This is a genomic window from Anaerosacchariphilus hominis, assembly GCF_014290175.1.
In the GTDB taxonomy this organism is placed as follows: Bacteria; Bacillota; Clostridia; order Lachnospirales; family Lachnospiraceae; genus Laedolimicola; species Laedolimicola hominis.
Genome location: NZ_JACOOR010000002.1, coordinates 1 through 22,628 on the forward strand (window position 1 = coordinate 1; position 22,628 = coordinate 22,628).

Annotated in this window: 21 protein-coding genes, 13 tRNA genes and 1 rRNA gene; 32 read left to right on the plus strand and 3 right to left on the minus strand. The window is 52.6% G+C overall.

The window, feature by feature from the left end; genetic code table 11:
• From H8S44_RS02560 to H8S44_RS02685, 26 genes are all read left to right on the plus strand, one after another.
• Positions 1–116 (plus strand): 23S ribosomal RNA (locus H8S44_RS02560); the annotation flags it as partial.
• 236 nt (positions 117–352) lie between these two features.
• Positions 353–424, plus strand: a tRNA-Asn gene (locus H8S44_RS02565).
• A gap of 152 nt (positions 425–576) precedes the next feature.
• Positions 577–648 (plus strand) — tRNA-Glu (locus H8S44_RS02570).
• Positions 649–653: 5 nt separating this feature from the next.
• Positions 654–727 (plus strand) — tRNA-Ile (locus H8S44_RS02575).
• Between the two features lie 31 nt (positions 728–758).
• A tRNA-Asp gene (locus H8S44_RS02580) sits at positions 759–832 on the plus strand.
• A 20-nt stretch (positions 833–852) separates the two neighbouring features.
• Positions 853–938 (plus strand) — tRNA-Leu (locus H8S44_RS02585).
• A 331-nt stretch (positions 939–1,269) separates the two neighbouring features.
• Positions 1,270–1,343, plus strand: a tRNA-Arg gene (locus H8S44_RS02590).
• Positions 1,344–1,540: 197 nt separating this feature from the next.
• Positions 1,541–2,146: a cytidylate kinase-like family protein gene (locus tag H8S44_RS02595; RefSeq protein ID WP_186873389.1), complete on the plus strand. Its 606-nt coding sequence runs from the start codon at positions 1,541–1,543 to the stop codon at positions 2,144–2,146.
• Positions 2,147–2,172: 26 nt separating this feature from the next.
• Positions 2,173–4,662 (plus strand): efflux RND transporter permease subunit, encoded by a 2,490-nt coding sequence (locus H8S44_RS02600; RefSeq protein WP_186873388.1) that lies wholly within the window; start codon positions 2,173–2,175, stop codon positions 4,660–4,662.
• Positions 4,652–7,852: a GLUG motif-containing protein gene (locus tag H8S44_RS02605; protein WP_186873387.1), complete on the plus strand. Its 3,201-nt coding sequence runs from the start codon at positions 4,652–4,654 to the stop codon at positions 7,850–7,852. The genes H8S44_RS02600 and H8S44_RS02605 overlap by 11 nt, the downstream gene beginning before the upstream one ends.
• Positions 7,839–8,333, plus strand: a complete 495-nt coding sequence (locus H8S44_RS02610) for a DUF1700 domain-containing protein (protein ID WP_186873386.1) — start codon at positions 7,839–7,841, stop codon at positions 8,331–8,333. The genes H8S44_RS02605 and H8S44_RS02610 overlap by 14 nt, the downstream gene beginning before the upstream one ends.
• Before the next feature lie 108 nt (positions 8,334–8,441).
• Complete coding sequence (locus H8S44_RS02615; protein ID WP_186873385.1) at positions 8,442–8,606, plus strand: hypothetical protein; 165 nt, start codon at positions 8,442–8,444, stop codon at positions 8,604–8,606.
• A 128-nt stretch (positions 8,607–8,734) separates the two neighbouring features.
• Positions 8,735–9,076: a rhodanese-like domain-containing protein gene (locus H8S44_RS02620; protein ID WP_186873384.1), complete on the plus strand. Its 342-nt coding sequence runs from the start codon at positions 8,735–8,737 to the stop codon at positions 9,074–9,076.
• Positions 9,077–9,159: 83 nt separating this feature from the next.
• On the plus strand, positions 9,160–10,317 hold the full coding sequence (locus H8S44_RS02625) for a THUMP domain-containing class I SAM-dependent RNA methyltransferase (protein WP_186873383.1): 1,158 nt from the start codon (positions 9,160–9,162) through the stop codon (positions 10,315–10,317).
• A complete protein-coding gene (locus tag H8S44_RS02630) occupies positions 10,314–11,714 on the plus strand; it encodes a lectin like domain-containing protein (protein ID WP_186873382.1) in 1,401 nt (466 codons plus the stop codon). The genes H8S44_RS02625 and H8S44_RS02630 overlap by 4 nt, the downstream gene beginning before the upstream one ends.
• Complete coding sequence (locus tag H8S44_RS02635; protein WP_186873381.1) at positions 11,711–12,304, plus strand: XTP/dITP diphosphatase; 594 nt, start codon at positions 11,711–11,713, stop codon at positions 12,302–12,304. Before H8S44_RS02630 ends, H8S44_RS02635 begins: the two co-directional genes overlap by 4 nt.
• An 11-nt stretch (positions 12,305–12,315) precedes the next feature.
• On the plus strand, positions 12,316–12,795 hold the full coding sequence (locus tag H8S44_RS02640) for a metallophosphoesterase family protein (protein ID WP_186873380.1): 480 nt from the start codon (positions 12,316–12,318) through the stop codon (positions 12,793–12,795).
• Positions 12,796–12,940: 145 nt separating this feature from the next.
• Positions 12,941–13,015, plus strand: a tRNA-Pro gene (locus H8S44_RS02645).
• 10 nt (positions 13,016–13,025) lie between these two features.
• A tRNA-Gly gene (locus H8S44_RS02650) sits at positions 13,026–13,096 on the plus strand.
• 40 nt (positions 13,097–13,136) lie between these two features.
• A tRNA-Arg gene (locus H8S44_RS02655) sits at positions 13,137–13,210 on the plus strand.
• 49 nt (positions 13,211–13,259) lie between these two features.
• A tRNA-His gene (locus H8S44_RS02660) sits at positions 13,260–13,333 on the plus strand.
• Between the two features lie 20 nt (positions 13,334–13,353).
• Positions 13,354–13,425 (plus strand) — tRNA-Gln (locus H8S44_RS02665).
• 43 nt (positions 13,426–13,468) lie between these two features.
• Positions 13,469–13,541 (plus strand) — tRNA-Lys (locus tag H8S44_RS02670).
• Between the two features lie 61 nt (positions 13,542–13,602).
• A tRNA-Leu gene (locus H8S44_RS02675) sits at positions 13,603–13,683 on the plus strand.
• Between the two features lie 194 nt (positions 13,684–13,877).
• The gene (locus H8S44_RS02680; protein WP_178039397.1) at positions 13,878–14,138 is read left to right on the plus strand and encodes a type II toxin-antitoxin system Phd/YefM family antitoxin; all 261 of its coding nucleotides are present in this window, start codon (positions 13,878–13,880) and stop codon (positions 14,136–14,138) included.
• Positions 14,128–14,439 (plus strand): type II toxin-antitoxin system RelE/ParE family toxin, encoded by a 312-nt coding sequence (locus H8S44_RS02685; RefSeq protein ID WP_186873379.1) that lies wholly within the window; start codon positions 14,128–14,130, stop codon positions 14,437–14,439. Before H8S44_RS02680 ends, H8S44_RS02685 begins: the two co-directional genes overlap by 11 nt.
• A 79-nt stretch (positions 14,440–14,518) precedes the next feature.
• On the opposite strand, the gene H8S44_RS02690 is transcribed toward H8S44_RS02685, so the two are convergent.
• Complete coding sequence (locus H8S44_RS02690; protein WP_186873378.1) at positions 14,519–15,427, minus strand: hypothetical protein; 909 nt, start codon at positions 15,425–15,427, stop codon at positions 14,519–14,521.
• 157 nt (positions 15,428–15,584) lie between these two features.
• Between H8S44_RS02690 and H8S44_RS02695 the strand changes: the two genes are divergently transcribed.
• Both H8S44_RS02695 and H8S44_RS02700 read left to right on the plus strand, forming a co-directional pair.
• The gene (locus tag H8S44_RS02695) at positions 15,585–16,994 is read left to right on the plus strand and encodes an ABC transporter substrate-binding protein (RefSeq protein ID WP_186873377.1); all 1,410 of its coding nucleotides are present in this window, start codon (positions 15,585–15,587) and stop codon (positions 16,992–16,994) included.
• A complete protein-coding gene (locus H8S44_RS02700; RefSeq protein ID WP_186873376.1) occupies positions 16,991–18,256 on the plus strand; it encodes a dihydroorotase in 1,266 nt (421 codons plus the stop codon). The genes H8S44_RS02695 and H8S44_RS02700 overlap by 4 nt, the downstream gene beginning before the upstream one ends.
• Before the next feature lie 147 nt (positions 18,257–18,403).
• Here the strand turns inward: H8S44_RS02700 and H8S44_RS02705 are convergent, their stop codons facing one another.
• Both H8S44_RS02705 and H8S44_RS02710 read right to left on the minus strand, forming a co-directional pair.
• Positions 18,404–18,820, minus strand: a complete 417-nt coding sequence (locus tag H8S44_RS02705; protein WP_186873375.1) for a helix-turn-helix transcriptional regulator — start codon at positions 18,818–18,820, stop codon at positions 18,404–18,406.
• Positions 18,821–18,963: 143 nt separating this feature from the next.
• Positions 18,964–19,413, minus strand: a complete 450-nt coding sequence (locus H8S44_RS02710; protein ID WP_186873374.1) for a CYTH domain-containing protein — start codon at positions 19,411–19,413, stop codon at positions 18,964–18,966.
• 141 nt (positions 19,414–19,554) lie between these two features.
• On the opposite strand from H8S44_RS02710, the gene H8S44_RS02715 reads away from it, so the two are divergent.
• The 4 genes from H8S44_RS02715 to clpP all read left to right on the plus strand — a co-directional run bounded on the left by H8S44_RS02715 (position 19,555) and on the right by clpP (position 22,628).
• Positions 19,555–20,106 carry a DJ-1 family glyoxalase III gene (locus H8S44_RS02715; protein WP_186873373.1) on the plus strand — a complete coding sequence of 184 codons (552 nt, stop codon included), beginning with the start codon at positions 19,555–19,557 and terminating at the stop codon, positions 20,104–20,106.
• Positions 20,107–20,178: 72 nt separating this feature from the next.
• Positions 20,179–20,388, plus strand: coding sequence for an alpha/beta-type small acid-soluble spore protein (locus H8S44_RS02720; RefSeq protein WP_243167460.1), 210 nt, complete (start codon positions 20,179–20,181; stop codon positions 20,386–20,388).
• 261 nt (positions 20,389–20,649) lie between these two features.
• Positions 20,650–21,936: a trigger factor gene (tig, locus tag H8S44_RS02725; protein ID WP_186873372.1), complete on the plus strand. Its 1,287-nt coding sequence runs from the start codon at positions 20,650–20,652 to the stop codon at positions 21,934–21,936.
• 107 nt (positions 21,937–22,043) lie between these two features.
• Positions 22,044–22,628, plus strand: a complete 585-nt coding sequence (gene clpP / locus H8S44_RS02730) for an ATP-dependent Clp endopeptidase proteolytic subunit ClpP (protein WP_186873371.1) — start codon at positions 22,044–22,046, stop codon at positions 22,626–22,628.

Genomic DNA, 22,628 nt, shown 5'->3' on the forward strand with positions numbered 1-22,628 from the left:
GATATCCCATTCGAAAGAAGTAAGACCCCTTGAAGACGACAAGGTAGATAGGGCAGAGGTGGAAGTGTGGTAACACATGGAGCTGACTGTTACTAATAGGTCGAGGGCTTGACCAAGAGCGGAGAAAGCGGCCAGACGGCTGGGCTGTGAAGACGAAGAGTGCTTGCACTCTGAGGCGGAACAGGACAGACGGATGGACATTTGCGAAGCAAAGGACATGAGGAAGAAGCGAAGCGGATTCCGAATGACCGCTTTCGTAAATGAAAGAAGTCGCAACTCTTCGCGAAGCGTCATAGGATAGAAAATGTCTAAAAGATATGCAGTATATAGTTTTGAAGGTACAATACCTTATTCCTCGATAGCTCAGTGGTAGAGCGTTCGGCTGTTAACCGAAATGTCGTAGGTTCGAGCCCTACTCGGGGAGCTGAAAGAACTGCTAATCGGGTTTAGCAGTTCTTTTTTTCTGTAAAAATATGAATTCTGCTCTTGCAAAAACATGCAAAGTATGATAACATATTTAACGTTCAGGACATTTTACGTTCTGTAGTGTAAGGCCCTGAGGGGCATCATAGCTAAGGCTCCTTGGTCAAGCGGTTAAGACATCGCCCTTTCACGGCGGTAACACGGGTTCGATTCCCGTAGGAGTCATTTACGGACCCATAGCTCAGTTGGTTAGAGCAACCGGCTCATAACCGGTCGGTCCTGGGTTCGAGTCCCCGTGGGTCCACTTTTAAAAAGTAAACCTTATAATTTCATATGGCCCGATGGCTCAGTTGGTTAGAGCGCCGCCCTGTCACGGCGGAGGTCGTGGGTTCGAGTCCCATTCGGGTCGTTTGCACTGCTAGTGCATATGCCGGCATGGCGGAACTGGCAGACGCACAGGACTTAAAATCCTGCGGGACTAACATCCCGTACCGGTTCGATTCCGGTTGCCGGCATGAAGAAAGAGCTTGATTCTCTGAGAATCGAGCTCTTTTCTTATGGAATAGGAAATTCCGATAGAATTCCCTATTCCATAAAAGCAAGCAGGGCTTGCAAAGATGCGCACTCGGCGCAGTGGTAGATGGTTGCCAAGGCAACCGCGCCTCAGCGCGAGAATGTGCCAACGGCACATTCTTTTTTATACAAAATCCAAAGTTTTGCACCGGTCTGATGCACCTGCTACTAAAAAAAGCTACTAAAAAAATTAAAAAAAGTACTTGCATTCTGTTCATGGATATGATATTATAATCAGGCAGTCAAGAAACAGTACTTGTGAATGACTGAAATGTGGGCGTAGCTCAGCTGGATAGAGCGTTTGGCTACGGACCAAAAGGTCGGGGGTTCGAATCCTCTCGCCCACGCTGAAGAAAAAGGAATTCTGAGAAATCAGAGTTCCTTTTTTCATTATGTCCGGTTATAATAGGGCTGTAACGAATAAAAAGGTAACATTATCCGGGAAAGTGTGTATTGTTATTTTCACAGGAGTTTGCTATATAATATAAGCAGAGTGTTAAGAGGATATAAAATACTGGATTTTTGAGATCGGGAGGAAGGCACTATGGCACATAAGATACTGACAATCGGAAGGCAGCTGGGAAGCGGCGGCCGGGAACTGGGAGAGCGTGTGGCAGAGCGGCTGGGCGTGCCATTTTTCGACCAGAATCTGATTTCCATGGCGGCAGAGCGTGGAGATCTGGCAGAGTCCTATCTGGCCCGTTTTGATGAGAAAAAGCATAATCCCTGGATGTACGAGATGGTCACCGGAGGTAATAAGCATGTGCCGAAGGGGGCGTCTCTGCAGGAGGCTTTGTTTAAGCTCCAGGGAGATGTGATCCGCCATATTTCCAAAAAGACGGACGCGGTGATCATCGGACGCTGTGCGGATTATATTCTGCGGGAACGGACTGACGCAAAGGTTTTAAGCGTCTTTGTGTCTGCGCCCATGGAAGCGTGCATTGAGCGTAAGATGGAGCAGAAGGGTATCACAGAGAAAGAGGCGGAGGCCCTGATTAAAAAGGTCGATAAAGATCGCAGAAAATACTATGAGTTCCATACAGGAAAGGACTGGAGCGATCCGGAGAGCTATGATGTTTATCTGGACAGCAGCAAACAGTCCATGGAAGAAATGACAGAATTTCTCGTGAAACGATTTGAAGAGTTGTAGACAGAGGAGCAGAGGAGAATTCTATTATGGAAGAAAAGAAGCAGAAAAAGAATCCCATGGAGAAAATCGCCACTTTTATTGTGGATAAGCGCAATCTGTTTTTCCTGATTTATGTGGCGGCGTTTATCTTCAGTATTTTCGCAAAATCCTGGGTAAAGGTGGATAACGAGCTGACCGATTATCTGCCGGAGACCACCGAGACCCGGCAGGGCCTGGATATTATGGATAAGAATTTCATTACCTATGGAACCTCACGTATCATGATTTCCAATATTACATATCCCCAGGCGGAGGCCCTGGTGGATCAGATCGAGGCTGTCAAGGGCGTGGATCAGGTGGAGTTCGACGATAGCGAGGACCATTTCAAGGGAACCAACGCCCTGTATTCCATCACTTACACCGACGAGGCAGAGAGTGATGTGAGCGTGCAGGCTCTGGATGATATCAAAAGTCTGTTGTCAGATTACGATGTGTCCGTGGCAGGAGAGGTGGGCAATGATATGTCCGTGACCCTGGCCCAGGAGATCAACGTAATCATGGGTATCGTAATCGTCATCATTATTATCGTATTGCTGATTACGTCACAGACTTATGCGGAGATCCCGGTACTTTTACTTACCTTTGGCGCGGCCATTATCCTGAATCAGGGAACGAACTTCATATTTGGCGAAATCTCATTCGTCAGCAATTCCGTCTGTTCGATCCTGCAGCTGGGCTTATCCATCGACTACGCCATTATCATGTGCCATCGGTTCAGCGAGGAGCGGGAGAATCTGGAACCCAGAGAGGCCTGCATTACTGCACTGAGCAAGGCCATCATCGAGATTTCCTCCAGCTCCCTGACTACCATGTCAGGTCTGCTGGCCATGATGTTCATGCACTTCCAGATCGGCTTCGACCTGGGCCGCGTGTTGATTAAGGCAGTTATCTTCAGTATGATCGTGGTATTTACCCTGATGCCGGGACTGCTGATGCTTTTCAGCAAATGGATTGACCGCACCCATCATCGGAAATTCATTCCGGAGATCAATGGATGGGGTAAACTCATTACGAAGATCTATCCGCTGCTGATGCCGATCTTTGTGGTGGCTATCGTATTCGGCTGCTATTTTTCCAATAAATGCCCTTACGTGTTCAGCCAGAATAACATTGATACGCTGAATCAGAGTGAGACGCAGCTGGAGGAGAAGAAGATCAAGAAAACCTTCGGCGACACGAATATCATGGCGCTGATCGTTCCATCCGGTCATTATGATAAAGAGAAGGCGGTTCTGGAGAAGCTGGAAACCTACGACCAGGTGGACTACACCACGGGACTTTCCAATATCGAGGTATCCATGGACGACGAGGATGAGGACGGCGGCAGTTCCAAAAAATCAGACACATATATGCTGACGGATTCCCTGACTCCCCGACAGTTTGCCGAGATGACAGATATGGATATTGAGCAGGCGCGGATGATCTATTCGGCCTATGCGGTAGACAATGAAGAATACGGTCACATCATCAACAATCTGGACGGCTATGGCGTGCCGCTGCTGGATATGTTCCTGTTTGCGTATGACCATCTGGATTATGTGAATCTGGATCAGGATCAGGTGGATGATTTGAATGATCTGCACGACCAGCTGACCAAGGGCCAGGATCAGCTCCAGAGTGAAAAATATACCCGAATGCTGATCAGCCTGAATCTGCCTGAGGAGGATCAGGAGACATTTGATTTTCTGAGTACCATCCGGCAGGTGGCAGAGGAGGAATACGGTGAGGACGCGGAGATTTATCTGGTGGGTAATTCTACCAGCGATTACGACCTGTCCAGCAGCTTCAGCCAGGATAACCTGATGATCAGTATCCTCTCGGCGTTGTTTGTTATCATCGTTCTTTTGTTTACCTTCCAGTCCGTGGGTATGCCGATTCTGCTGATTATTGTGATTCAGGGCAGTATCTGGATCAACTTCTCTGTGCCCTATCTGTCAGGTACGCCGCTGTTCTTCCTGGGCTACCTGGTAGTAAGCTCCATTCAGATGGGTGCGAATATCGACTACGCCATCGTTATCGCGAACCGTTATACGGAGCTGAAGAAGGAAATGCCGATAAAAGAGGCGATTATTACAACGCTGAACCAGGCGTTCCCGACCATTATCACCTCCGGCGCTATCCTGGCGACGGCAGGCGTGCTGATTGCATTGATTACGACGAATCCGGCCATTTACGGCATCGGCGTATGTCTGGGCCGTGGTACGATCATTTCCATGTTTCTGGTAATGGCCATCCTTCCGGCCATCCTGATTCTGGGTGACAACATTCTGGAGCGCACCAGATTCAATATCAAGTACCCGGAGCGGACCCACAGCGTCAGCGGCAAGGTACATGTGGACGGCCGTGTGCGGGGTTATATTTCCGGCCAGATTGACGCGGAGATTCACGGCGTGGTAGACGGCGATATCGACGCGATGGTGGATGTGAAGCAGATTAAGAAACTGGATGAAGAGGAGGATGAAGAAGATGACTGGTAAAATGAGACATGCAGCGAGCTTCTTTCTGGCGGCTGTGATGACGCTGTCCCTGGCCTTTTCTCACGGCGTACCGGTATATGCGGACGGCGGGAATATTACGATTGCAAGCGTGGAGGATCTGGAAGGGCTGGCTAAGAACTGCAAGCTGGATACCTGGTCCCAGGGAAAGACGGTGACCCTGACGGCGGATCTGGATCTGACGGATTCTGATTTTACGTCGATTCCCATCTTTGGAGGAACCTTTGACGGCGGCGGACACACCATTTCAGGTCTGAGCTATACAAAGGATGGTTCCACCGAGGGCTTCTTCCGTTACATACAGGAAGGAGCAGTGGTAAGGAACCTTCGGGTGGAGGGAATCTTAAGCCCCACGGGAACCGGAAAGAATATCGGAGGTATCGCCGGAAGCAACAGCGGCGCGATTTCCTCCTGCACCTTCGCAGGAACCATTGAAGGAGAAACCAATGTGGGCGGCATCGCCGGTATCAATGAGGCCAGCGGTTCTATCTACAATTCCGCAGTGTCCGGTACGATCACCGGAACCCACAGCACCGGCGGCGTGACAGGCAGAAACCTGGGCCAGGTCATGGGCTGTACCAACAGCGCGGAGATCAATACGGGAGACTATGAAGAAAAGGGAAGCTCCCAGAGCCTGAATGTGAATCTGGACACGGATCTGAAGCAGCTGACCAATGACCAGAAGGATAAAACCGAGGTCGTGAACACCACCACAGACACCGGCGGTGTCTGCGGTTACTCCTCCGGAAGCATTCAGAATTCTTCCAATCAGGCGGCTGTCGGCTATTCCCATATTGGCTATAACGTGGGCGGTATCGCCGGACGTTCGGAGGGATATTTAAGCGGAAACCAGAACCAGGGCGACATCCAGGGCCGGAAGGACGTGGGTGGTATCGTGGGACAGATGGCTCCCGATCTGCAGCTTCACTTTGACGAGGATAAGATCGAGACGCTCCGGGGGCAGATCAATAAACTAAGCGATCTGGTGGATACGGCTCTGAGCCATATGGACGATTCCCGTTCGGATATTTCGGGACGGATGGATAAGATTTCCGACTATGCGGACACAGCCAAGGACAGCTCCAAGGCACTGGCGGATAAGACCACCAAGTGGGCGGACAGCAACCTTCAGAAGGTGAATCAGGCAGCCGCTTCCACCAAGCAGGTGCTGGAGGATCTGACGGTATTGTCCAAAGACCTTCAGGATATCTCCGGCGCAGCCCAGGACGCTATCCAGGCTGTGAAGAATATTCTGGATACCATTGCAGGTCATACGGATGAGATCAATTCCATTCAAAAGCACCTGACCAATGCTTCTTCTAAGCTGACGGAGGCCACCGAAGACCTGCAGGAGGCCATCGATGCCTATCAGAATGGCAACACTACAGAGGCCATCAGTAAGCTGACTGACGCGGTGAGCGCCCTGAACGAGGCTTCCGGCGAACTGAATCAGGCCCTGCAGGAACTGCAGGAGCTGATGAACAATCAGGATGTGAAGGATGCGCTACAGAACGCAGTGGACGCACTGCAGAAGTCTGCGGATGATATTCAGAAGGCCCTGCAGAGCCTGCGGAAGAATCTGGAGCAGCTGGGTGGCGATTTGTCGAAGGTGGATCTGTCCTTTGATACCCTGGGAGACGGCTACCGGGAAGAGGGAGACCGGCTGTACGCGGCGGTGGGAGGCATTTCCCATCAGCTGGAGCGGCTGGGAGATAACCTGTCCGATATGACTTCGGATATGGTGGACGACTTCCGCGGAATCAACGATCAGTTCCAGAATGTGATGAACTCCATGCTGGATATCGTGTCCACCAATGACGAGTCCGATTCCCTGGAGGATCGGATCGTGGACGTATCCGACGAGGAGATCGAAAAGACCACCCGTGGAAAGGCATACGCCTGCCGGAATAGCGGAGAGGTGGAGGGCGATGTGAACGTGGGCGGTATCGCTGGTTCCATGGCCATCGAGTATGATCTGGATCCGGAGGACGATATCACCAAGGTGGGCAGCGACAGCCTGAACTTTACCTTAAAGACCAGGGCGATCATCCAGAACTGCGTAAATCAGGGTGAAGTCACTTCTAAAAAGGATAATGCCGGCGGTATCGCCGGAAACATGGCGCTGGGCCTGGTGGTAGGCAGCGAAAGCTACGGAAGTGTCCTGAGCACAAACGGTAATTACGTGGGAGGCATCGCAGGATACTCCGTATCCCTGATTCGCCAGTCCTATGCCAAGTGTACCCTGGAGGGCGGCAATTATGTGGGAGGCATCGCAGGCTGGGGTAAGGATATCCGGGACTGCTACAGCCTGATCGAGGTCACCAAAGCGGACGAATACATGGGAGCCATCGCAGGCGACTGGGACGGGGACGGAACCCTGTCCGGCAACCGGTTCGTAGGTGACGATTTCGGCGGCGTGGACGGAATCAGCTATGGCAGCAAGGCAGAGCCGGTGGACTTTGATACGGTGGCTGCCACCGGAGGTATTCCCGCAGCCTTCCTGAACTTTGAACTTCGGTTTGTGGCCGACGGCGAGGTGCTTAAGACCGTTTCCTTTGAGTATGGCGATGATCTCTCCGATGTGGAGTACCCGGATATTCCGAAAAAAGACGGGTATAATGGAAAATGGGAAGAGGCAGATCTGTCCCACATGACATTTTCCAAGGATCTGAATGTACTGTACACCACAGAATCCACGGCGGTGGCCAGCGATCAGATGCGGGATCTGGCTCACTCCACCCTGCTGGCAGAGGGTACCTTCAGTCTGGACGCCAAGCTGGTACTGGCAGAGGCCGAGGAGGATACCGGCAACGTACCTACCAGGGGACGTGTGCTGGAGCAGTGGACCTCCACCCTGCGGGATCCGGTTCTGACAGACGATACCAGCTATAAGCTGCGGTTTATCGCGCCGGAGATGAAGGGAAAGCCGGGACTGTATCGTCTGAACGAGGACGGCAGCTGGAAAAAGATCTCTTATCAGAAAGATGGAAGCTATCTGGTCTTCAACGCGGACAGCGCTGAGATCACCTTCTGCGTCACAGAGGAACCGGGCGGAAAGCTCTTTGTGATTCTGCTGGGTGCGCTGGCGGTCGTTTTGTTGGCTGTGGTGGTGCTCATAAAAAAGAGGCGGAAGAAGAAAAAGGACAGAGGTGAGGCAGATGGACAGGAATGAATTTGTAAGCACGCTGCGGGCAGCATTGACAGGAGAGGTATCTCCGGCCGTCGTGGAAGACAATGTGCGTTATTATCAGGATTATATATCCCAGGAAATTGCTTCGGGAAAAAGTGAAAAAGAGGTGCTGGACAGTCTGGGAGATCCCAGACTGATCGCCAGAACCATCGTGGATACCCAGGGAGACGCTTCCTGTCAGGACGGCCCGGCCTACGGCTATTATGAAAAGGAGCCGGAGGAACAGAAGGGCTTCCACGCGGAGTTCAACGACGAGGGCGGTATCGATATCAAGTATAAAAAGTTTAATTTTAACACCTGGTACGGAAAGCTTCTGGTGACCGTGGTGCTGATCGCCATTCTGGTGCTGATAGTGGCCCTGATTACCGGAATCCTTTCGGTGGTACTGCCGGTTCTGGTTCCGATCCTGATCGTGGTATTCCTGGTGCGCCTGCTTCTGGTGCTCTTCGGAGACCGCTGGTAAATGCGGAACTGCATGCAGAACTACATGAAGAAAATGGAAACATAATTTGCCCGCGTCCTGCCATACTAGAAGTGTAAATCCAATACATTTCTCAAGGAGGCAGTGATCATGGCAAATTACAGTGATACGAAAAACAGCAGCGAGAGCAAAAATTACACCGATATGAGTTCCGCAAAGAATTCTTCCAAGAGCAGCAAGAGCTCTTCCAAATCCAAGAGCTCCGCGAAGAATTCCAGGAACGCGCAGAATGAGTCGGAAAACTGTAATTATTAAAACAGAGTCGTCAGAAAATCAGAAAAGAAAAGCCCCCGGGGACGTGAAGCTCCCGGGGGCTTTTGCCTGTCACCGGACGGGCTTTCCAGGCATAGGATAAAGCAGACCACGGATCTGAGGGGGAGAAGATGGAATTCGGAACCATATCGCCCCGGGAGCTGGACGGATATCTGTTCCGGGACGGATTTTCGGTGATTGACATACGGGAACCGCGGGAGTTTCGCAGACGGCATCTGAAGGGCGCGGTCTGCATTCCCTATGAATATCTGGAGGAGCGGGTGCGCTTTCTCCAGAATCAGACGCTGGTACTGTACTGTGAACGGGGCAGTACCAGCATGAGGGCGGCCAGAGAGCTGAGCGCCAGGGGCTATCGGGTTCTGACGGTGGTGGGCGGCATTCAGGCCTATAAGGGACGAAACACCGAGAGCTATACGGGAAAAAACATTGACAGCGGAGAGAGGGCATATTAAGATAAACTATAAGTAGAATGCATGACGGCATGCGCGGGGATTCCCGTGTCTGCCGTCTGTCTGAATGGAGAACAGAAAACTATATGGAGACATTTGAATTTCTTGCGCCCTGCCATTTCGGCCTGGAGGCGGTACTGAAACGAGAGATACAGGATCTGGGCTACGACGTGAGTCTGGTGGAGGACGGTCGGGTGACCTTTATCGGCGATATGGACGCCCTGTGCCGGGCGAACATCTTCCTGCGGACCGCGGAGAGGGTGATGCTGCAGGTGGGCCGGTTTAAGGCGGAGACCTTTGACGAGCTGTTTGAGGGAATCAAAGCCATTCCCTGGGAACGTTATATACCTGTGGACGGAAAGTTCTGGGTGACCAAGGCCACCTCGGTAAAAAGTAAGCTTTTCAGCCCCTCGGATATTCAGTCCATCGTGAAAAAGGCCATGGTGGAGCGGCTGAAGACAAAATATAACGTAGCCTGGTTCAGCGAGGACGGAGCCTCTTATCCCATCCGTATTACCTTTTTAAAGGACGAGGCGGTGGTGGGGCTGGATACCTCCGGGGTGTCCCTGCATAAGAGGGGTTACCGGAGACTGACCAGTAAAGCGCCCATTACGGAGACCCTGGCCTCCGCACTGATCATGCTGACGCCCTGGAAGGGGGACCGGATTCTGGTAGATCCCTTCTGCGGCTGCGGAACCTTCCCCATCGAGGCAGCCATGATGGCAGCCCACATCGCTCCGGGCATGAACCGGGAGTTCGTGGCGGAGGACTGGAAGAACCTGATTCCCAGGAAGCTCTGGTACAATGCGGTAGAAGAGGCAAATGATCTCATCCAGGATGATATCGAGACAGATATTCAGGGCTATGATATCGACCCGGATATGGTGAAGGCAGCCCGGGAAAATGCCCGGGAGGCGGGCGTAGATCATCTGATTCATTTTCAGGCGCGGCCGGTGGCGGAGCTCCGCCATCCGAAAAAATATGGCTTTGTGATCACGAATCCGCCCTACGGCGAACGTCTGGAGGAGAAGGAAGCCCTTCCGGCCCTTTACCGGGAGATCGGTGAGGCGTATAACCGGTTGGATGACTGGTCCATGTATCTGATTACCGGTTATGAGGACGCGGAGCGGTATCTGGGCCGGAAGGCGGCCAAGAACCGCAAGATCTATAATGGAATGTTGAAGACTTATTTCTATCAGTTTCCTGGACCGAAGCCGCCCCGGAGACCGCGGCAGGATGTATGAAAAAAGCAGGAAGAAGACTGATATTGCTGTCACTGGCAGCAGGCTGTTTTCTGGCGGTGCAGCATATGGATATCCAGCCCACAGAGGAGCCCGTGAGCGGCGCGGCGCTGGTGGAATCCGTGCTGGAGGAGCGTACGGAAAGGACGGCTGAAAGTCTGGCCATCGTCCGGGAAAAGGAAGAGGTGGAGCTTCCGAAGCGGTATGATTATCGGGAGGAGGGGCGCAGCGTCCCGGTCCGGGATCAGGGGCAGCACGGGACCTGTTGGGCCTTTGCGGCTCTGACAGCGCTGGAGACAGCCCTGATGCCGGAGGAGCAGCAGGATTTTTCCAGAGACCATCTGAATTACCATAATCATTTTAAAATGGGAACGGAAGAGGGAGGCTCCTATATCATGTCCGTGGCCTATCTGACTTCCTGGGCCGGACCGGTATCGGAGGCAGACGACCCTTACGGGGACGGAGTTTCGCCGGAGGATCTGGCGGCGGTCTGTCATGTGCAGCAGGTGCGGATGCCCGGGGCCAAGGACTATCAGGCCATCAAGCAGACAGTGTATCTCTACGGAGGCGTGGAGAGCTCTCTGTATATGGATTTTACGGATCCCGCTCAGGATTCGGCTTATTATAATGAGGCCCACGCCAGCTACGGCTATACGGGCCAGGAGGCCTCCAATCACGATGTGGTCATCATCGGCTGGGATGATAACTATCCCGCAGAATATTTCAACAGGCCGGTGACCGGGGACGGCGCCTTTATCTGCCAGAACAGCTGGGGCAGCCGCTTCGGCGAGGACGGAGTCTTCTATGTGTCCTACTATGACACGAATATTGGAAATGATAACGTGGCCTACACGGGGGTGGAGGACGCGGGCAACTACGATGTGCTGTATCAGTCGGATCTGTGCGGCTGGTGCGGACAGATCGGATATAACACAGAAAAGGCCAGCTTCGCCAATGTGTACGAGGCTACCGGCAGGCAGAGCCTTCGGGCGGTGGGTTTTTACGCCACCGGGCCGGATACGGAGTACCGGATCAGTCTGGTGCCGGAGTTCACAGACGAGAATGAACTGGGCCGGGCGGAGATTCTGCAGTCTGGCTATCTCCAGTACCCAGGCTACTATACCATAGAGCTTCCGGAGCCGGTGACGGTGGAGGAGGGCGGCCGGTTCGCGGTGGTGGTGCAGATCACCACACCGGACAGCCAGTATCCTATTGCGGTGGAGTATGCTTCCGACGAGCTCCGGGATACAGTGGATCTGAGCGACGGCGAAGGATATATCAGCGCGGATGGCGCTTTGTACTGGGAGCGGGTGGAGACCACCCAGAAGAGTAATCTGTGTCTGAAGGTCTATGCCAATGAGGCAGACACAGGAGAATGGAAAACAGGAGAGAAAAGATGAAGAAACTGATATTTGCCACAGGAAACGCAGGAAAAATGAAGGAAATCCGGGAGATTCTCGGCAGCCCGGATTTGGAGATTCTTTCCCAGAAGGAAGCGGGTATCGAGACCCATGCGGAGGAAAACGGAACCACTTTTGAGGAAAATGCCCTGATCAAGGCCCGGGCCGTGGCGGAGCAGACAGACGCCCTGGTGCTGGCGGATGATTCGGGTCTGGAGATCGATTATCTGGGAGGGGAGCCGGGCGTGTATTCCGCTCGTTATCTGGGCGAGGATACGCCCTACGAGATCAAGAATCAGAAAATTCTGGATCGGCTGGAGGGTGTGCCGGAGGAAAAGCGGACCGCCCGCTTTGTCTGCGTGATCGCGGCGGTGCTTCCGGATGGACGGACTTTCACCACCCGGGGAACCATCGAGGGTATCATCGGCTGGGAGTCCCGGGGAGAGGGCGGTTTCGGTTATGATCCCATCTTTTTTGTGCCGGAATATCATTGCTCTACTGCAGAACTGAGCATGGAGCAGAAGAATGAAATCAGCCACAGAGGAAAGGCTCTTCGGGCCATGAAGGAAGAACTGAAAGGGGTTCTGTAAGGGGGAAAAGGATGAAAGTACTGATTGTGAGCGATACCCATGGCAGACTGGGAAATCTGAAGGAGGTCCTGGAACAGGAAAAGCCCATCGATATGCTGGTACACTGCGGCGATGTGGAGGGCAGCGAGAAGCAGATCCGGGAGCTGTTCGGCTGTCCGGTACACATGGTGGCCGGAAATAACGATTTCTTTTCCGATCTGCCCCGGGAGGAGGAGTTCTCCATCGGGAAGTATCGGGTATTGCTGACCCACGGCCATTACTATTATATTTCCATGGGACCGGAGCTGCTTCGGGAAGAGGCCCGTGCCAGAGGCTTTCAAATCGCCATGTTCGGGCATACCCACAGACCGTATCTGGATGAGAAGGATGGCGTGATCGTGCTGAATCCGGGCAGTCTGTCCTATCCTCGGCAGGAGGGACGCAGGCCCAGCTATCTGATCATGGAGGTGGACGAGGCGGGAATTGCTCATTTTACCCACCATTATCTGTAAAAAATCTGAAATTCCCGGTGCTTTTTGTGGCTTTTTCGGACGCTGATAAAAAAATAAAAAAATGTCAAAAAAGGTGTTGACATTTCGGGAAACATACAGTAGAATATATTGTGCGTCACGAAAAAGACGCGACGGTGAACAGCTTCGGGGTGTGGCTCAGCTTGGCTAGAGCGCCTGGTTTGGGACCAGGAGGTCGCAGGTTCGAATCCTGTCACCCCGATTATACCTTTGCGGGTGTAGTTCAATGGTAGAACACCAGCCTTCCAAGCTGGATACGTGGGTTCGATTCCCATCACCCGCTGCACTTCTTGCAGCAGTCCGGATGGACTTGAGAAGTTTGTGTGTTCGTAGCTCAGTTGGATAGAGCAACGGCCTTCTAAGCCGTGGGTCGGGGGTTCGAATCCCTTCGAGCACATTTGCGAATCTTCGGATTTGCAGTGGCCGGTTACTTGGCAATTTATATGGTGGGTATAGCGCAGCTGGTTAGCGCGCCAGATTGTGGCTCTGGAGGCCAAGGGTTCGAATCCCTTTATCCACCCTTTTGCGAGAGCAAGATTTTGGGCTATCGCCAAGCGGTAAGGCACAGGACTTTGACTCCTGCATTCGCTGGTTCGAATCCAGTTAGCCCAGTTGGGTGGGATGCAAAACCTTCCGCAGTTTTTATCATGAATAAGGAGCATTAGCTCAGTCGGTAGAGCACTTGACTTTTAATCAAGTTGTCCCGGGTTCGAATCCCGGATGCTTCATGAAAAGGATCGAAGATTTTGTGAATTCAAGGTTTTCGGTCTTTTTATTTATCAGAGGTATGCGGATATGGCGGAATTGGCAGACGCGCCAGATTTAGGTTCTGGTGGTAACCCCGTGCAGGTTCAAGTCCTGTTATCCGCACTTATGCAGGAAATAAGGGCATTCAAAGGCTTTTAAGGCTTTTGGATGCCCTTATTTTTATGCGGTTTGACATCAACGCTGACATCAACGGGAGGTAAACTGGAAAGAAGAAATAGTTTTAGATGGAAAATGAAAAAGGTTGAAAAAAGATATAATTATGGTATAATTATACCATAATTAAGGAGGTGCTAATTATGCCACAGATAATTCCGATTAAAGATTTAAAAAATACAGCAGAGATTTCCGATATGTGTCACAAAATGGAGGAGCCGATTTTTGTTACAAAGAATGGTTATGGAGATATGGTTATTATGAGTATGGAGATTTATGAAGCAACAATGAGACAGCTTACCATGTATAAGGATATTGAAATATCTGAAAAACAGGTGGAGAATGGACAGGTGCGAGATGCAAGGGTAGCGCTCAGAGAGACGAGGGCAAAATATGGCTTATAGTTTGAATATTACAGAACATGCCAATGAGCTGCTTGATAATCTGGTGTATCATTTGATTTACCGCTTGAAGAATAAGCAGGCAGCTGGGCATTTATTGAATGGGATAGATGATATTTACGATAGATTAGAAGATAATCCTTTTCAATTTCCCGAATGTAGAGATGCGTATCTGGCGAAGAAGGACTACAGAGAAGCCATCGTTTCGGGTATGAGCTATAGTGTGATTTTCAATGTAAATGGAAATGTAGTCAATGTACTTGGAATTTTTCACCAGTTGGAAAACTATCAGAGTAAGATGTAATACAATAATAATCTGAAAAGTCCGTAGGGTATAAACACCCTGCGGACTTTATGCGCCCGGCGGACAGCCGGGGACGCGGTCAGTCGATGTGATCGTGGATGACCTGTCTGGGCCGATCCATCAGGATCTCCGGCTTGGAGATGGCGGTCTTGATGTGCTTGAAGCCCACAGCGTAGATGAAGCCGTCGCAGATACGCTCGTCTACCACGAACTTCATGTTCAGGTAGGTCTTTCGCTGCATGACCCCATTGCGGTCCAGTTCCCGGACCGTCTCCTTGCTGCCGATGGCGCCGAAGATGGAGAGGGTGCCGAACTCATAGATGTGATGGTACACCGGCTGCATGCCGATGGAGCCCATATTGGTGATAAAAAAGCTGGAGTGGAAGGGGCTCAGGTCCGTGACCTGCTTCGGAATCCAGCCGAACCGGTCCAGAAAACGCAGAAGGGTAAACACAAAGGAAATCAGGAAGTTCGGAATAATGCTCAAAGCCACCTGAAGCTTGTCGAAATCGTTCTTATTTTCATCCTCCCTGACCTTCTTGGTGCGGTCAATGGGATTGGCCAGGGCCTCGATGCCTGAAGCCACCTCGGGCAGGGTCGCGTCCATGTCAAAGCGGGGCATAATGGTGGTACGCTCGCTGTCACGCTGCATGCCTTTCATGACCACCATGGCGCCCTTCATTTCATTGCGGGCATAAATATTGCTGCCCTTGATAAAGCGGTTCAGCTCCGGCACCTGGGAATAGGCCCGGACCACGGCGGCGAAGATAATATGATACAGAGTCAGTCCCGGAAGATCAGTCTTCCGCATGGTATGCAGAAAATCCTGGGTATGGGTAATATCGATGCGATCTTCAAACAGCACCCAGCTGTCTGATTTACTTTTCATGATAAAGGGAATCAGCTTCCCCATGGGATCCAGATTCCGTACGAGAAATCCGTCCCTTCTGTCGCCGAAGCGGCGCTTTCTTCCTTCCAGTGGTTTCATTTCATAGTTCTCCCATCGTAAATTAGTATGCCCGGCAGGGTATACACAAGCATTTTACTGCATGATGGAAAAGGCTGTCAACTGTTACCACTTGTTCACAGCCGGTATCTATGTTAGAATGAGCAGAGATAAAGGAGCATCGAGGAGGCTTTCAAGAATGTCACAAATGAAATTTTGGAAAAAGGGACTCGCTCTGGGGCTCTGCGGAGCGCTGCTGGTATCCACGGCAGCCTGCGGAGGCAAAAAGAAGAGCGATGACGATATAGAAGTAACAGAAAGTACGAAGGAGACCACCACGGAGCCGGAGACCACGGAGGAAGTGGTGTCGGATCTGTCGGCGGAGATTTCCTGGTGGACCTATCCGATTTTTGTACAGGACGAGGGGCAGGAGGACGGAACCTACGAGCAGAGTCTGATTGACCGGTTCAACAAAAAGTATCCGAATATCAAGGTAAACTTGAAGGTACTGAGCTATACGGACGGCCCGGAGCAGCTGCAGGCGGCCATCGACGCAGAGGGCGGCGAGCTGCCCAATGTGCTTCTGGATGAGCCGGGACGCATCAGCGGTTACGCCAAAGGGGATCTGCTTTCCGATCTGGGCGACCTGTTTACAGAAGATGTGACATCGGATGTGGTCAGTGAAGGAATCCTGGATGCCTGCAAAAACGGGGATCAGTATGTGATGTACCCCTTAAGCGGTTCCAACTACGTGATGGCCTTTAACCGTTCCATGATCGAGGATTCGGGAGCCATCGAGCTGATGAACAGGGAGGGAGCCTGCACCTGGACCACAGAGGCCTTCGAGCAGGTGCTGGAGCGCCTGGACAATTCCGGCTTCAACAGCGGTATGCTGTTCTGTTCCGGCATTGCCGGAGACTACGCCACCCGTTCCTTCCTGACGAACCTCTATGACGGAAGCCTCATGAATGGGGACGAGACCGCTTACACCATGGACAGCGACGAGAACCGCCAGGCCCTGAACAAGGTGAAAGAATGGATGGATAAGGGATGGATTCTGAACGGATCCGGTTCCGCAGGCGCGGACGCGGTGGCCTCCTTTGTGGAGGGCAATAACGCCTACTGCCTGCTGTGGAGTCTGCCCCAGGCCATCAGCAACGCGGAGGCTCTGGCCCAGAACGGCGTGAATGTGGTGGTCATGCCCTACCCGTCCGCAGACGGCACGCCTTCCCTGGAATATATGCTGAACGGCTTCTGCGTATTCCGGACAGAGGATGAGCAGAAGGAGCAGGCGTCCCGTTATCTCATCGACTTCCTGTGTAATGATGAGAGCGTGGCGGTGGAAAACGTGGTGCGAAGCGGCGCGTTCCCGGTGCGGTCCTCCATGGGAGACATATACGGCGGCAATGAGGAGGCCCAGTTATTCGAGGCCCTGATGCCCTACAGCGGCACTTATTACAATAAGGTAAATGGCTTCGAGGAGATGCGGGTATACTGGTATCAGATGCTGGGCGAGATCCTGGACGGAGAGTACAGCGTGAACGACGCCACCTCAAGCTTTGTGGAATACGCAAATAAGACACTGACGAAGGACGGAGAAAAAGAATGACAGGGATTCGCGGAGGCCGGATTCTGGATCCGGCGACAGGAACAGAAAAAACAGCAGATCTGCTGATTCAGGATGGAAAAATCGCAGCCATGGGACAGGGACTGGACTTCAGCGGCTGTGAAGAAATCATTGAGGCCGAAGGCCTGACTGTGGCGCCGGGACTGGTGGACGTGCATGTACACTTCCGGGACCCGGGACTGACCTATAAAGAGGATATCCACACAGGCGCGGCAGCGGCGGCAGCGGGCGGTTTTACCACCGTAGTCTGCATGGCAAATACCAGGCCGGTGACGGACAATCCGGAGACCCTCCGTTACGTGCTGGAGCAGGGAAAGGATACCGGCATCCATGTGCTGGCCTGCGCTTCCGTGACAAAGGGCATGCAGGGAAAAGAGCTGACAGACATGCAGGAGCTGCGCCGCCAGGGAGCCGCGGGCTTCACCGACGACGGTATTCCCATTCTGGATCGGGAGCTTCTGCGCCGGGCTCTTCTGGAGGCAGACGCCCTTCAGGTGCCGGTGAGTCTCCATGAGGAGGATCCGGCCCTGATCGCCCAGAACGGCATCAACCGCGGCCGGATATCGGAAAAGCTCGGCATCGGCGGATCCCCGGCGGAAGCGGAGATTACCATGGTGGAGCAGGACTGCCGCCTGGCAGAGGAGACCGGAACCGCAGTAAATATCCAGCATATTAGCACGGCGGGAGCTGTGGAGGCTGTGCGCCGTTCCAAGGCCCGGGGCTCCCGGGTGACGGCGGAGGCAGCGCCCCATCATTTTACCCTGACTGAGGACGCGGTGCCGGAGTACGGAACCCTGGCGAAGATGAATCCGCCCCTTCGTACGGAGGCAGATCGGCAGGCGGTCATCCGGGGACTCCAGGACGGAACCATTGATATGATTGCCACCGATCACGCGCCCCACAGCGTCGCGGAGAAGGCAAAGCCCCTGACCGAGGCCCCAAGCGGCATCATCGGCCTGGAGACGGCCCTGGCTCTTGGCATCACAGAGCTGGTGAAGCCTGGCCATCTGACCCTGATGGAATTGATGGAGAAAATGAGCCGGAATCCGGCGAAGTTGTACCATTTACCCTTCCCGGGCGTCGCAGCGGGAGCCCCGGCGGATCTGGTGATTTTCGATGAAAATCAGGAATGGGTACCGGAGCATTTCGCCTCCAAGGCGGTGAACACCCCCTTTAAGGGAAGAAAGCTGACCGGGCAGGTGCGGTATACCATCTGTGGCGGGAAGATCGTTTATCAGGCATAAAACAGAGATAGAAAAACACCGGATGATTCGTGTATCGCGCAGGGCGATATGGGTCATACGGTGTTTTTTAAATATTTATGATGATTCTGTCTGGTACTTCTGTTTCAGATATTTCTGAAGTCTGCGGTCAGCGTAGAAATATGGCGATTATGGCGTGCCGCCCTGCCCCGGATTATCCTTGGCCAGCAGATGCTTCTTGAAACGGATAAACTCGCGGACCTCCCGCTGGACTTCCATGGGGAAGGACTTGTAATCCATCAGCATTTTCGCGTCCGCGCCGTTTAAATGCATACAGCTGTTGTCAGGCCCCGCCGCAGTGTGATAGTGGGCGGGATGGTCGGCCAGCTGTCCGTTCACGAAGGAACCGAACAGTAAGGTCTCCACCGGGATCTGATAGATATCCGCCAGCCGGCACACGGTCATGGTATCGGGAATCCGCTTTCCTGTCTCGTACAGGGAATAGGTTTGTCGGGCGATATGAAGCATATCACTGACTTCCTGTTGGGAATATTCATTTGCTGCGCGCAGATTGCGCATGTTGTCAGAAAGATTCAGTTCCGGCATCCCGCTCATCCTCCAGTATTCTAGCCATCTTGTGTGGCAATACAGGTATTATAGCAGTTTTCGGTCTCGCTGATACGCAATGGAAGAAAACGTTGCGGGGATGAAAAATATGTCGCCAAACGACGGCAAAGCAGGAAACGGTTTCAGACATGTTTACGGCTTAAGGTGCTGTTGTGGTACTTAGAAGACCAGGTCACATCTTCGCCGAACCAGGGGGGAGGAACAAAGGCCAGGGCTTCTTCCTCGGAAGAAAATTCCACCTCGGCCAGACGCAGATCCTCAAAGGGAGTGTCAAAGAGATCCAGTTCGATGGTGAGACCGGACTCCAGAGGAATGCGGTAACGGCGCTTGCGGATCACATTGCCGTCGGCCTTGGCTTTCAGATGCTCGTAGCTGTCCCGGGTCAGGGGAAGGTTATATTCCTCCCGGCTCATGAGCCCTTTGGATTTGTAGGTCAGGGTATAGGTATCGTCGCTGCGGCGCACCCGGACCACGGGCTCGGTGCAGAGATAGGCCTGCTCCAGGGTGCTGGATGGATAGGAATCCAGATCCTCCGGCAGGGTATGGATGAGAAATTTACGTTCGATTTCCATGATAGTCTCCTTGTATTCTTTGGAAATGCTTGATTGCATCAGGATTATGTTTCTTCATTTTTAACATATTCGTATGGATAATTCAACGGAAATCTGATACAATCTGGAATAAAAGAAATAGTGAAAGGACGGGGAAAGCAAATGAAAAAAGTCGGCGTTTTTCTGGCAAAGGGATTTGAAGAGGTAGAGGCACTGACACCGGTGGATCTGCTCCGCAGAGCGGGCGCGGAGGTGACCATGATTTCCATCGGCGAGATTCGCGAGGTGACGGGCAGCCATGGGATCGCCATTGCGGCGGATAAGGTATTTGAGGATATAAAATTTGACGAGATGGATCTGTTGGTGCTGCCGGGCGGCATGCCGGGCACCCGGAACCTGGCGGACAGCGGACGGCTCCTGCAGGTACTGCAGGACGCGGATCAGGCAGGCAAGCTGATTGGAGCCATCTGCGCGGCGCCCACAGTACTGGGTAAGGCAGGCCTTCTGAAGGGCAGAAAAGCCACCTGCTACCCGGGCTGCGAAGAAGGTCTGACCGGAGCGCTGGTACGGACAGAGCCGGTAGTGACCGACGGCCGCATCACCACCAGCCGGGGCGTAGGAACGGCTATTCCCTTTGCACTGCGGCTGATCGAGCTGCTGTTCGGGGAGAAGAAGGCGAAGGAGATCGCGGAGAGTATCGTGTACGGGGCATAACGCACATTCCCAGCACTTCCCAGTATCATCCCACCGCCCGCCGCACACACTACTGCCATGGAGGTGATACACATGACAGAACAGTCCAAATCCAATCAGATGGCAGTGCCGGAAGCGAAGGAAGCTATGAACCGCTTCAAGGAAGAGGTGGCCAGCGAACTGGGCGTTCCCTTAAAAGAGGGATATAACGGAGATCTGACTTCTGCCCAGGCAGGTTCCATTGGCGGAGAGATGGTCAAAAAGATGATCAGGAAGCAGGAACAGCAGATGGGCGGAAAGTAACAGCCTGAGACGCGAAAAGAAGTAAAAGAAGCGAAAAAAGAAACGGAAAAGAAACAAAAAGAGGGCAGCCTCCGGGAAAAATCCCCGCGGCTGTCCTTTTTGCGCGGAACAGGACCCTTCAGCACGAACTTTTTCCGCGTAAATACTTGATTTTTTCGGATCCTTCATGCTATACTGTTAAAATGACTGTAAGTATGTAAATATACACAGATAGAAAACGTGGAGGGTGAGAATCCCCACACTTAAGGAGGAAAATAGAAGATGAGTTTACAGGTAGAAAAATTAGACAAGAACATGGCAAAGCTTACCATCGAGGTATCCGCAGAGGAGCTGGAGGCAGCGCTTCAGAAAGCTTACCAGAAGAATAGAAAGCAGATTTCTGTTCCGGGCTTCCGTAAAGGAAAGGTACCGCGTCAGATGATCGAGAAGATGTACGGCCCGGGCGTATTCTACGAGGACGCAGCAAACGAGCTGATTCCCGACGCTTACGCAAAGGCGGCTGACGAGAGCGAGCTGGAGCTGGTATCCCGTCCGGAGATCAGCGTGGTACAGATCGAGAAGGGCAAGCCCTTCATCTTCACCGCAGAAGTAGCAGTAAAGCCGGAAGTAACTCTGGGCGACTACAAGGGCATCGAGGTAGAGAAGGCAGACACCACAGCGACTGATGAGGAAGTAAACGCAGAGATCGACAAGGAGCGCGAGAGCAATTCCAGAACCATCACCGTAGAGGACAGAGCAGTTCAGGACGGCGATATGACCGTCATTGACTTCGAGGGCTTTGTAGACGGCGTTCCCTTCGAGGGCGGCAAGGGTACCGATTATCCGCTGACCATCGGTTCCGGCGCATTCATCCCGGGCTTCGAGGAGAAGCTGATCGGTGCAGAGCTCGGTAAGGAAGTAGACGTGGAGGTAACCTTCCCGGAGGAGTACCACGCAAAAGAGCTGGCAGGAAAGCCTGCAGTATTCAAGTGTACCGTAAAGGAGATCAAGGTAAAAGAGCTTCCGGAGCTGGATGATGATTTCGCTCAGGACGTATCTGATTTCGATACTCTGGAGGAGTACAAGGCAGACGTCCGCAAGAAGGTAGAGGAGAAGAAGGCAGCAGAGGCTAAGGCACAGAAGGAAGACGCTGTCATCGAGAAGATCATCGAGGGCGCTACCATGGAGATTCCGGAGGCTATGGTAAAGACTCAGGCGGAGCGTATGGTAGACGAGTTCGCACAGAGACTGCAGATGCAGGGACTGACCATGGATCAGTACATGCAGTTCACAGGTTCTACCGTAGACGCACTGGTAGAGCAGTCCAAGCCCCAGGCTCTGAAGCGTATCCAGAGCCGTCTGGTACTGGAAGCAGTAGCGGCAGCTGAGAATCTGGTTGCTTCCGAGGAGGAGACTGAGGCAGAGCTTTCCAAGATGGCAGAGCAGTACAAGATGGAAGTTGAGAAGCTGAAAGACCTGCTCGGCGAGGAAGAGCTGAAGAATATCAAAGAGGATCTGGCTATTCAGAAGGCCGTAGATCTGGTAACTGAGGCGGCAGTAGAGAAATAAATAACGAAATTGCGAATGTGGCTCAGGCGTACCGGCGTGTATGCCTGAGCGACCGAGCTTTTACAGGCCGCCGCGAGACAGAAAGGGATTGAGAAGACATGGCAAATATGAGTTTGGTACCTTATGTAATTGAACAGACCAGCCGGGGAGAGCGTTCCTACGACATCTATTCCCGCTTGCTCAAGGACAGAATTATCTTTCTGGGGGAGGAAGTCACAGACGTATCCGCAAGCCTGATCGTATCCCAGCTCCTGTTTCTGGAGTCTGAGGATCCGGGAAAGGATATCAGCCTGTATATCAACAGCCCGGGCGGTTCCGTGACCGCGGGCATGGCTATCTACGATACCATGCAGTACATCAAATGCGACGTGTCCACCATTTGTATGGGAATGGCAGCCAGCATGGGAGCATTTCTGCTGGCAGGCGGAGCAAAGGGAAAGCGTATGGCGTTGCCCAATGCGGAGATTATGATTCATCAGCCCTCCGGCGGAGCCCAGGGCCAGGCTACCGATATTAAGATTGTAGCGGATCATATTCTGAAGACAAAGAAGAAACTGAACGAGATTCTGGCTGCAAATACGGGACAGCCGCTGGAAGTGATCGCAGCAGATACCGAGCGCGACAATTACATGAGCGCAGAGGAAGCTGTTGCCTACGGTCTGATCGACAGTATTGTGACTAAAAGAGCATAG

Bases quoted from the DNA above. Each gene is read 5' to 3' on its own strand.
- H8S44_RS02635 (WP_186873381.1), top strand. From the start codon at position 11,711: ATGAAGAAACTGATATTTGCCACAGGAAACGCAGGAAAAATGAAGGAA.
- H8S44_RS02630 (WP_186873382.1), top strand. From the start codon at position 10,314: ATGAAAAAAGCAGGAAGAAGACTGATATTGCTGTCACTGGCAGCAGGC.
- H8S44_RS02605 (WP_186873387.1), top strand. From the start codon at position 4,652: ATGACTGGTAAAATGAGACATGCAGCGAGCTTCTTTCTGGCGGCTGTG.
- H8S44_RS02595 (WP_186873389.1), top strand. From the start codon at position 1,541: ATGGCACATAAGATACTGACAATCGGAAGGCAGCTGGGAAGCGGCGGC.
- tig (WP_186873372.1), top strand. From the start codon at position 20,650: ATGAGTTTACAGGTAGAAAAATTAGACAAGAACATGGCAAAGCTTACC.
- clpP (WP_186873371.1), top strand. From the start codon at position 22,044: ATGAGTTTGGTACCTTATGTAATTGAACAGACCAGCCGGGGAGAGCGT.
- H8S44_RS02700 (WP_186873376.1), top strand. From the start codon at position 16,991: ATGACAGGGATTCGCGGAGGCCGGATTCTGGATCCGGCGACAGGAACA.
- H8S44_RS02720 (WP_243167460.1), top strand. From the start codon at position 20,179: ATGACAGAACAGTCCAAATCCAATCAGATGGCAGTGCCGGAAGCGAAG.
- H8S44_RS02715 (WP_186873373.1), top strand. From the start codon at position 19,555: ATGAAAAAAGTCGGCGTTTTTCTGGCAAAGGGATTTGAAGAGGTAGAG.
- H8S44_RS02615 (WP_186873385.1), top strand. From the start codon at position 8,442: ATGGCAAATTACAGTGATACGAAAAACAGCAGCGAGAGCAAAAATTAC.
- H8S44_RS02695 (WP_186873377.1), top strand. From the start codon at position 15,585: ATGTCACAAATGAAATTTTGGAAAAAGGGACTCGCTCTGGGGCTCTGC.
- H8S44_RS02690 (WP_186873378.1), bottom strand. From the start codon at position 15,427: ATGAAACCACTGGAAGGAAGAAAGCGCCGCTTCGGCGACAGAAGGGAC.
- H8S44_RS02625 (WP_186873383.1), top strand. From the start codon at position 9,160: ATGGAGACATTTGAATTTCTTGCGCCCTGCCATTTCGGCCTGGAGGCG.
- H8S44_RS02705 (WP_186873375.1), bottom strand. From the start codon at position 18,820: ATGCCGGAACTGAATCTTTCTGACAACATGCGCAATCTGCGCGCAGCA.
- H8S44_RS02710 (WP_186873374.1), bottom strand. From the start codon at position 19,413: ATGGAAATCGAACGTAAATTTCTCATCCATACCCTGCCGGAGGATCTG.
- H8S44_RS02680 (WP_178039397.1), top strand. From the start codon at position 13,878: ATGCCACAGATAATTCCGATTAAAGATTTAAAAAATACAGCAGAGATT.
- H8S44_RS02610 (WP_186873386.1), top strand. From the start codon at position 7,839: ATGGACAGGAATGAATTTGTAAGCACGCTGCGGGCAGCATTGACAGGA.
- H8S44_RS02620 (WP_186873384.1), top strand. From the start codon at position 8,735: ATGGAATTCGGAACCATATCGCCCCGGGAGCTGGACGGATATCTGTTC.
- H8S44_RS02685 (WP_186873379.1), top strand. From the start codon at position 14,128: ATGGCTTATAGTTTGAATATTACAGAACATGCCAATGAGCTGCTTGAT.
- H8S44_RS02640 (WP_186873380.1), top strand. From the start codon at position 12,316: ATGAAAGTACTGATTGTGAGCGATACCCATGGCAGACTGGGAAATCTG.
- H8S44_RS02600 (WP_186873388.1), top strand. From the start codon at position 2,173: ATGGAAGAAAAGAAGCAGAAAAAGAATCCCATGGAGAAAATCGCCACT.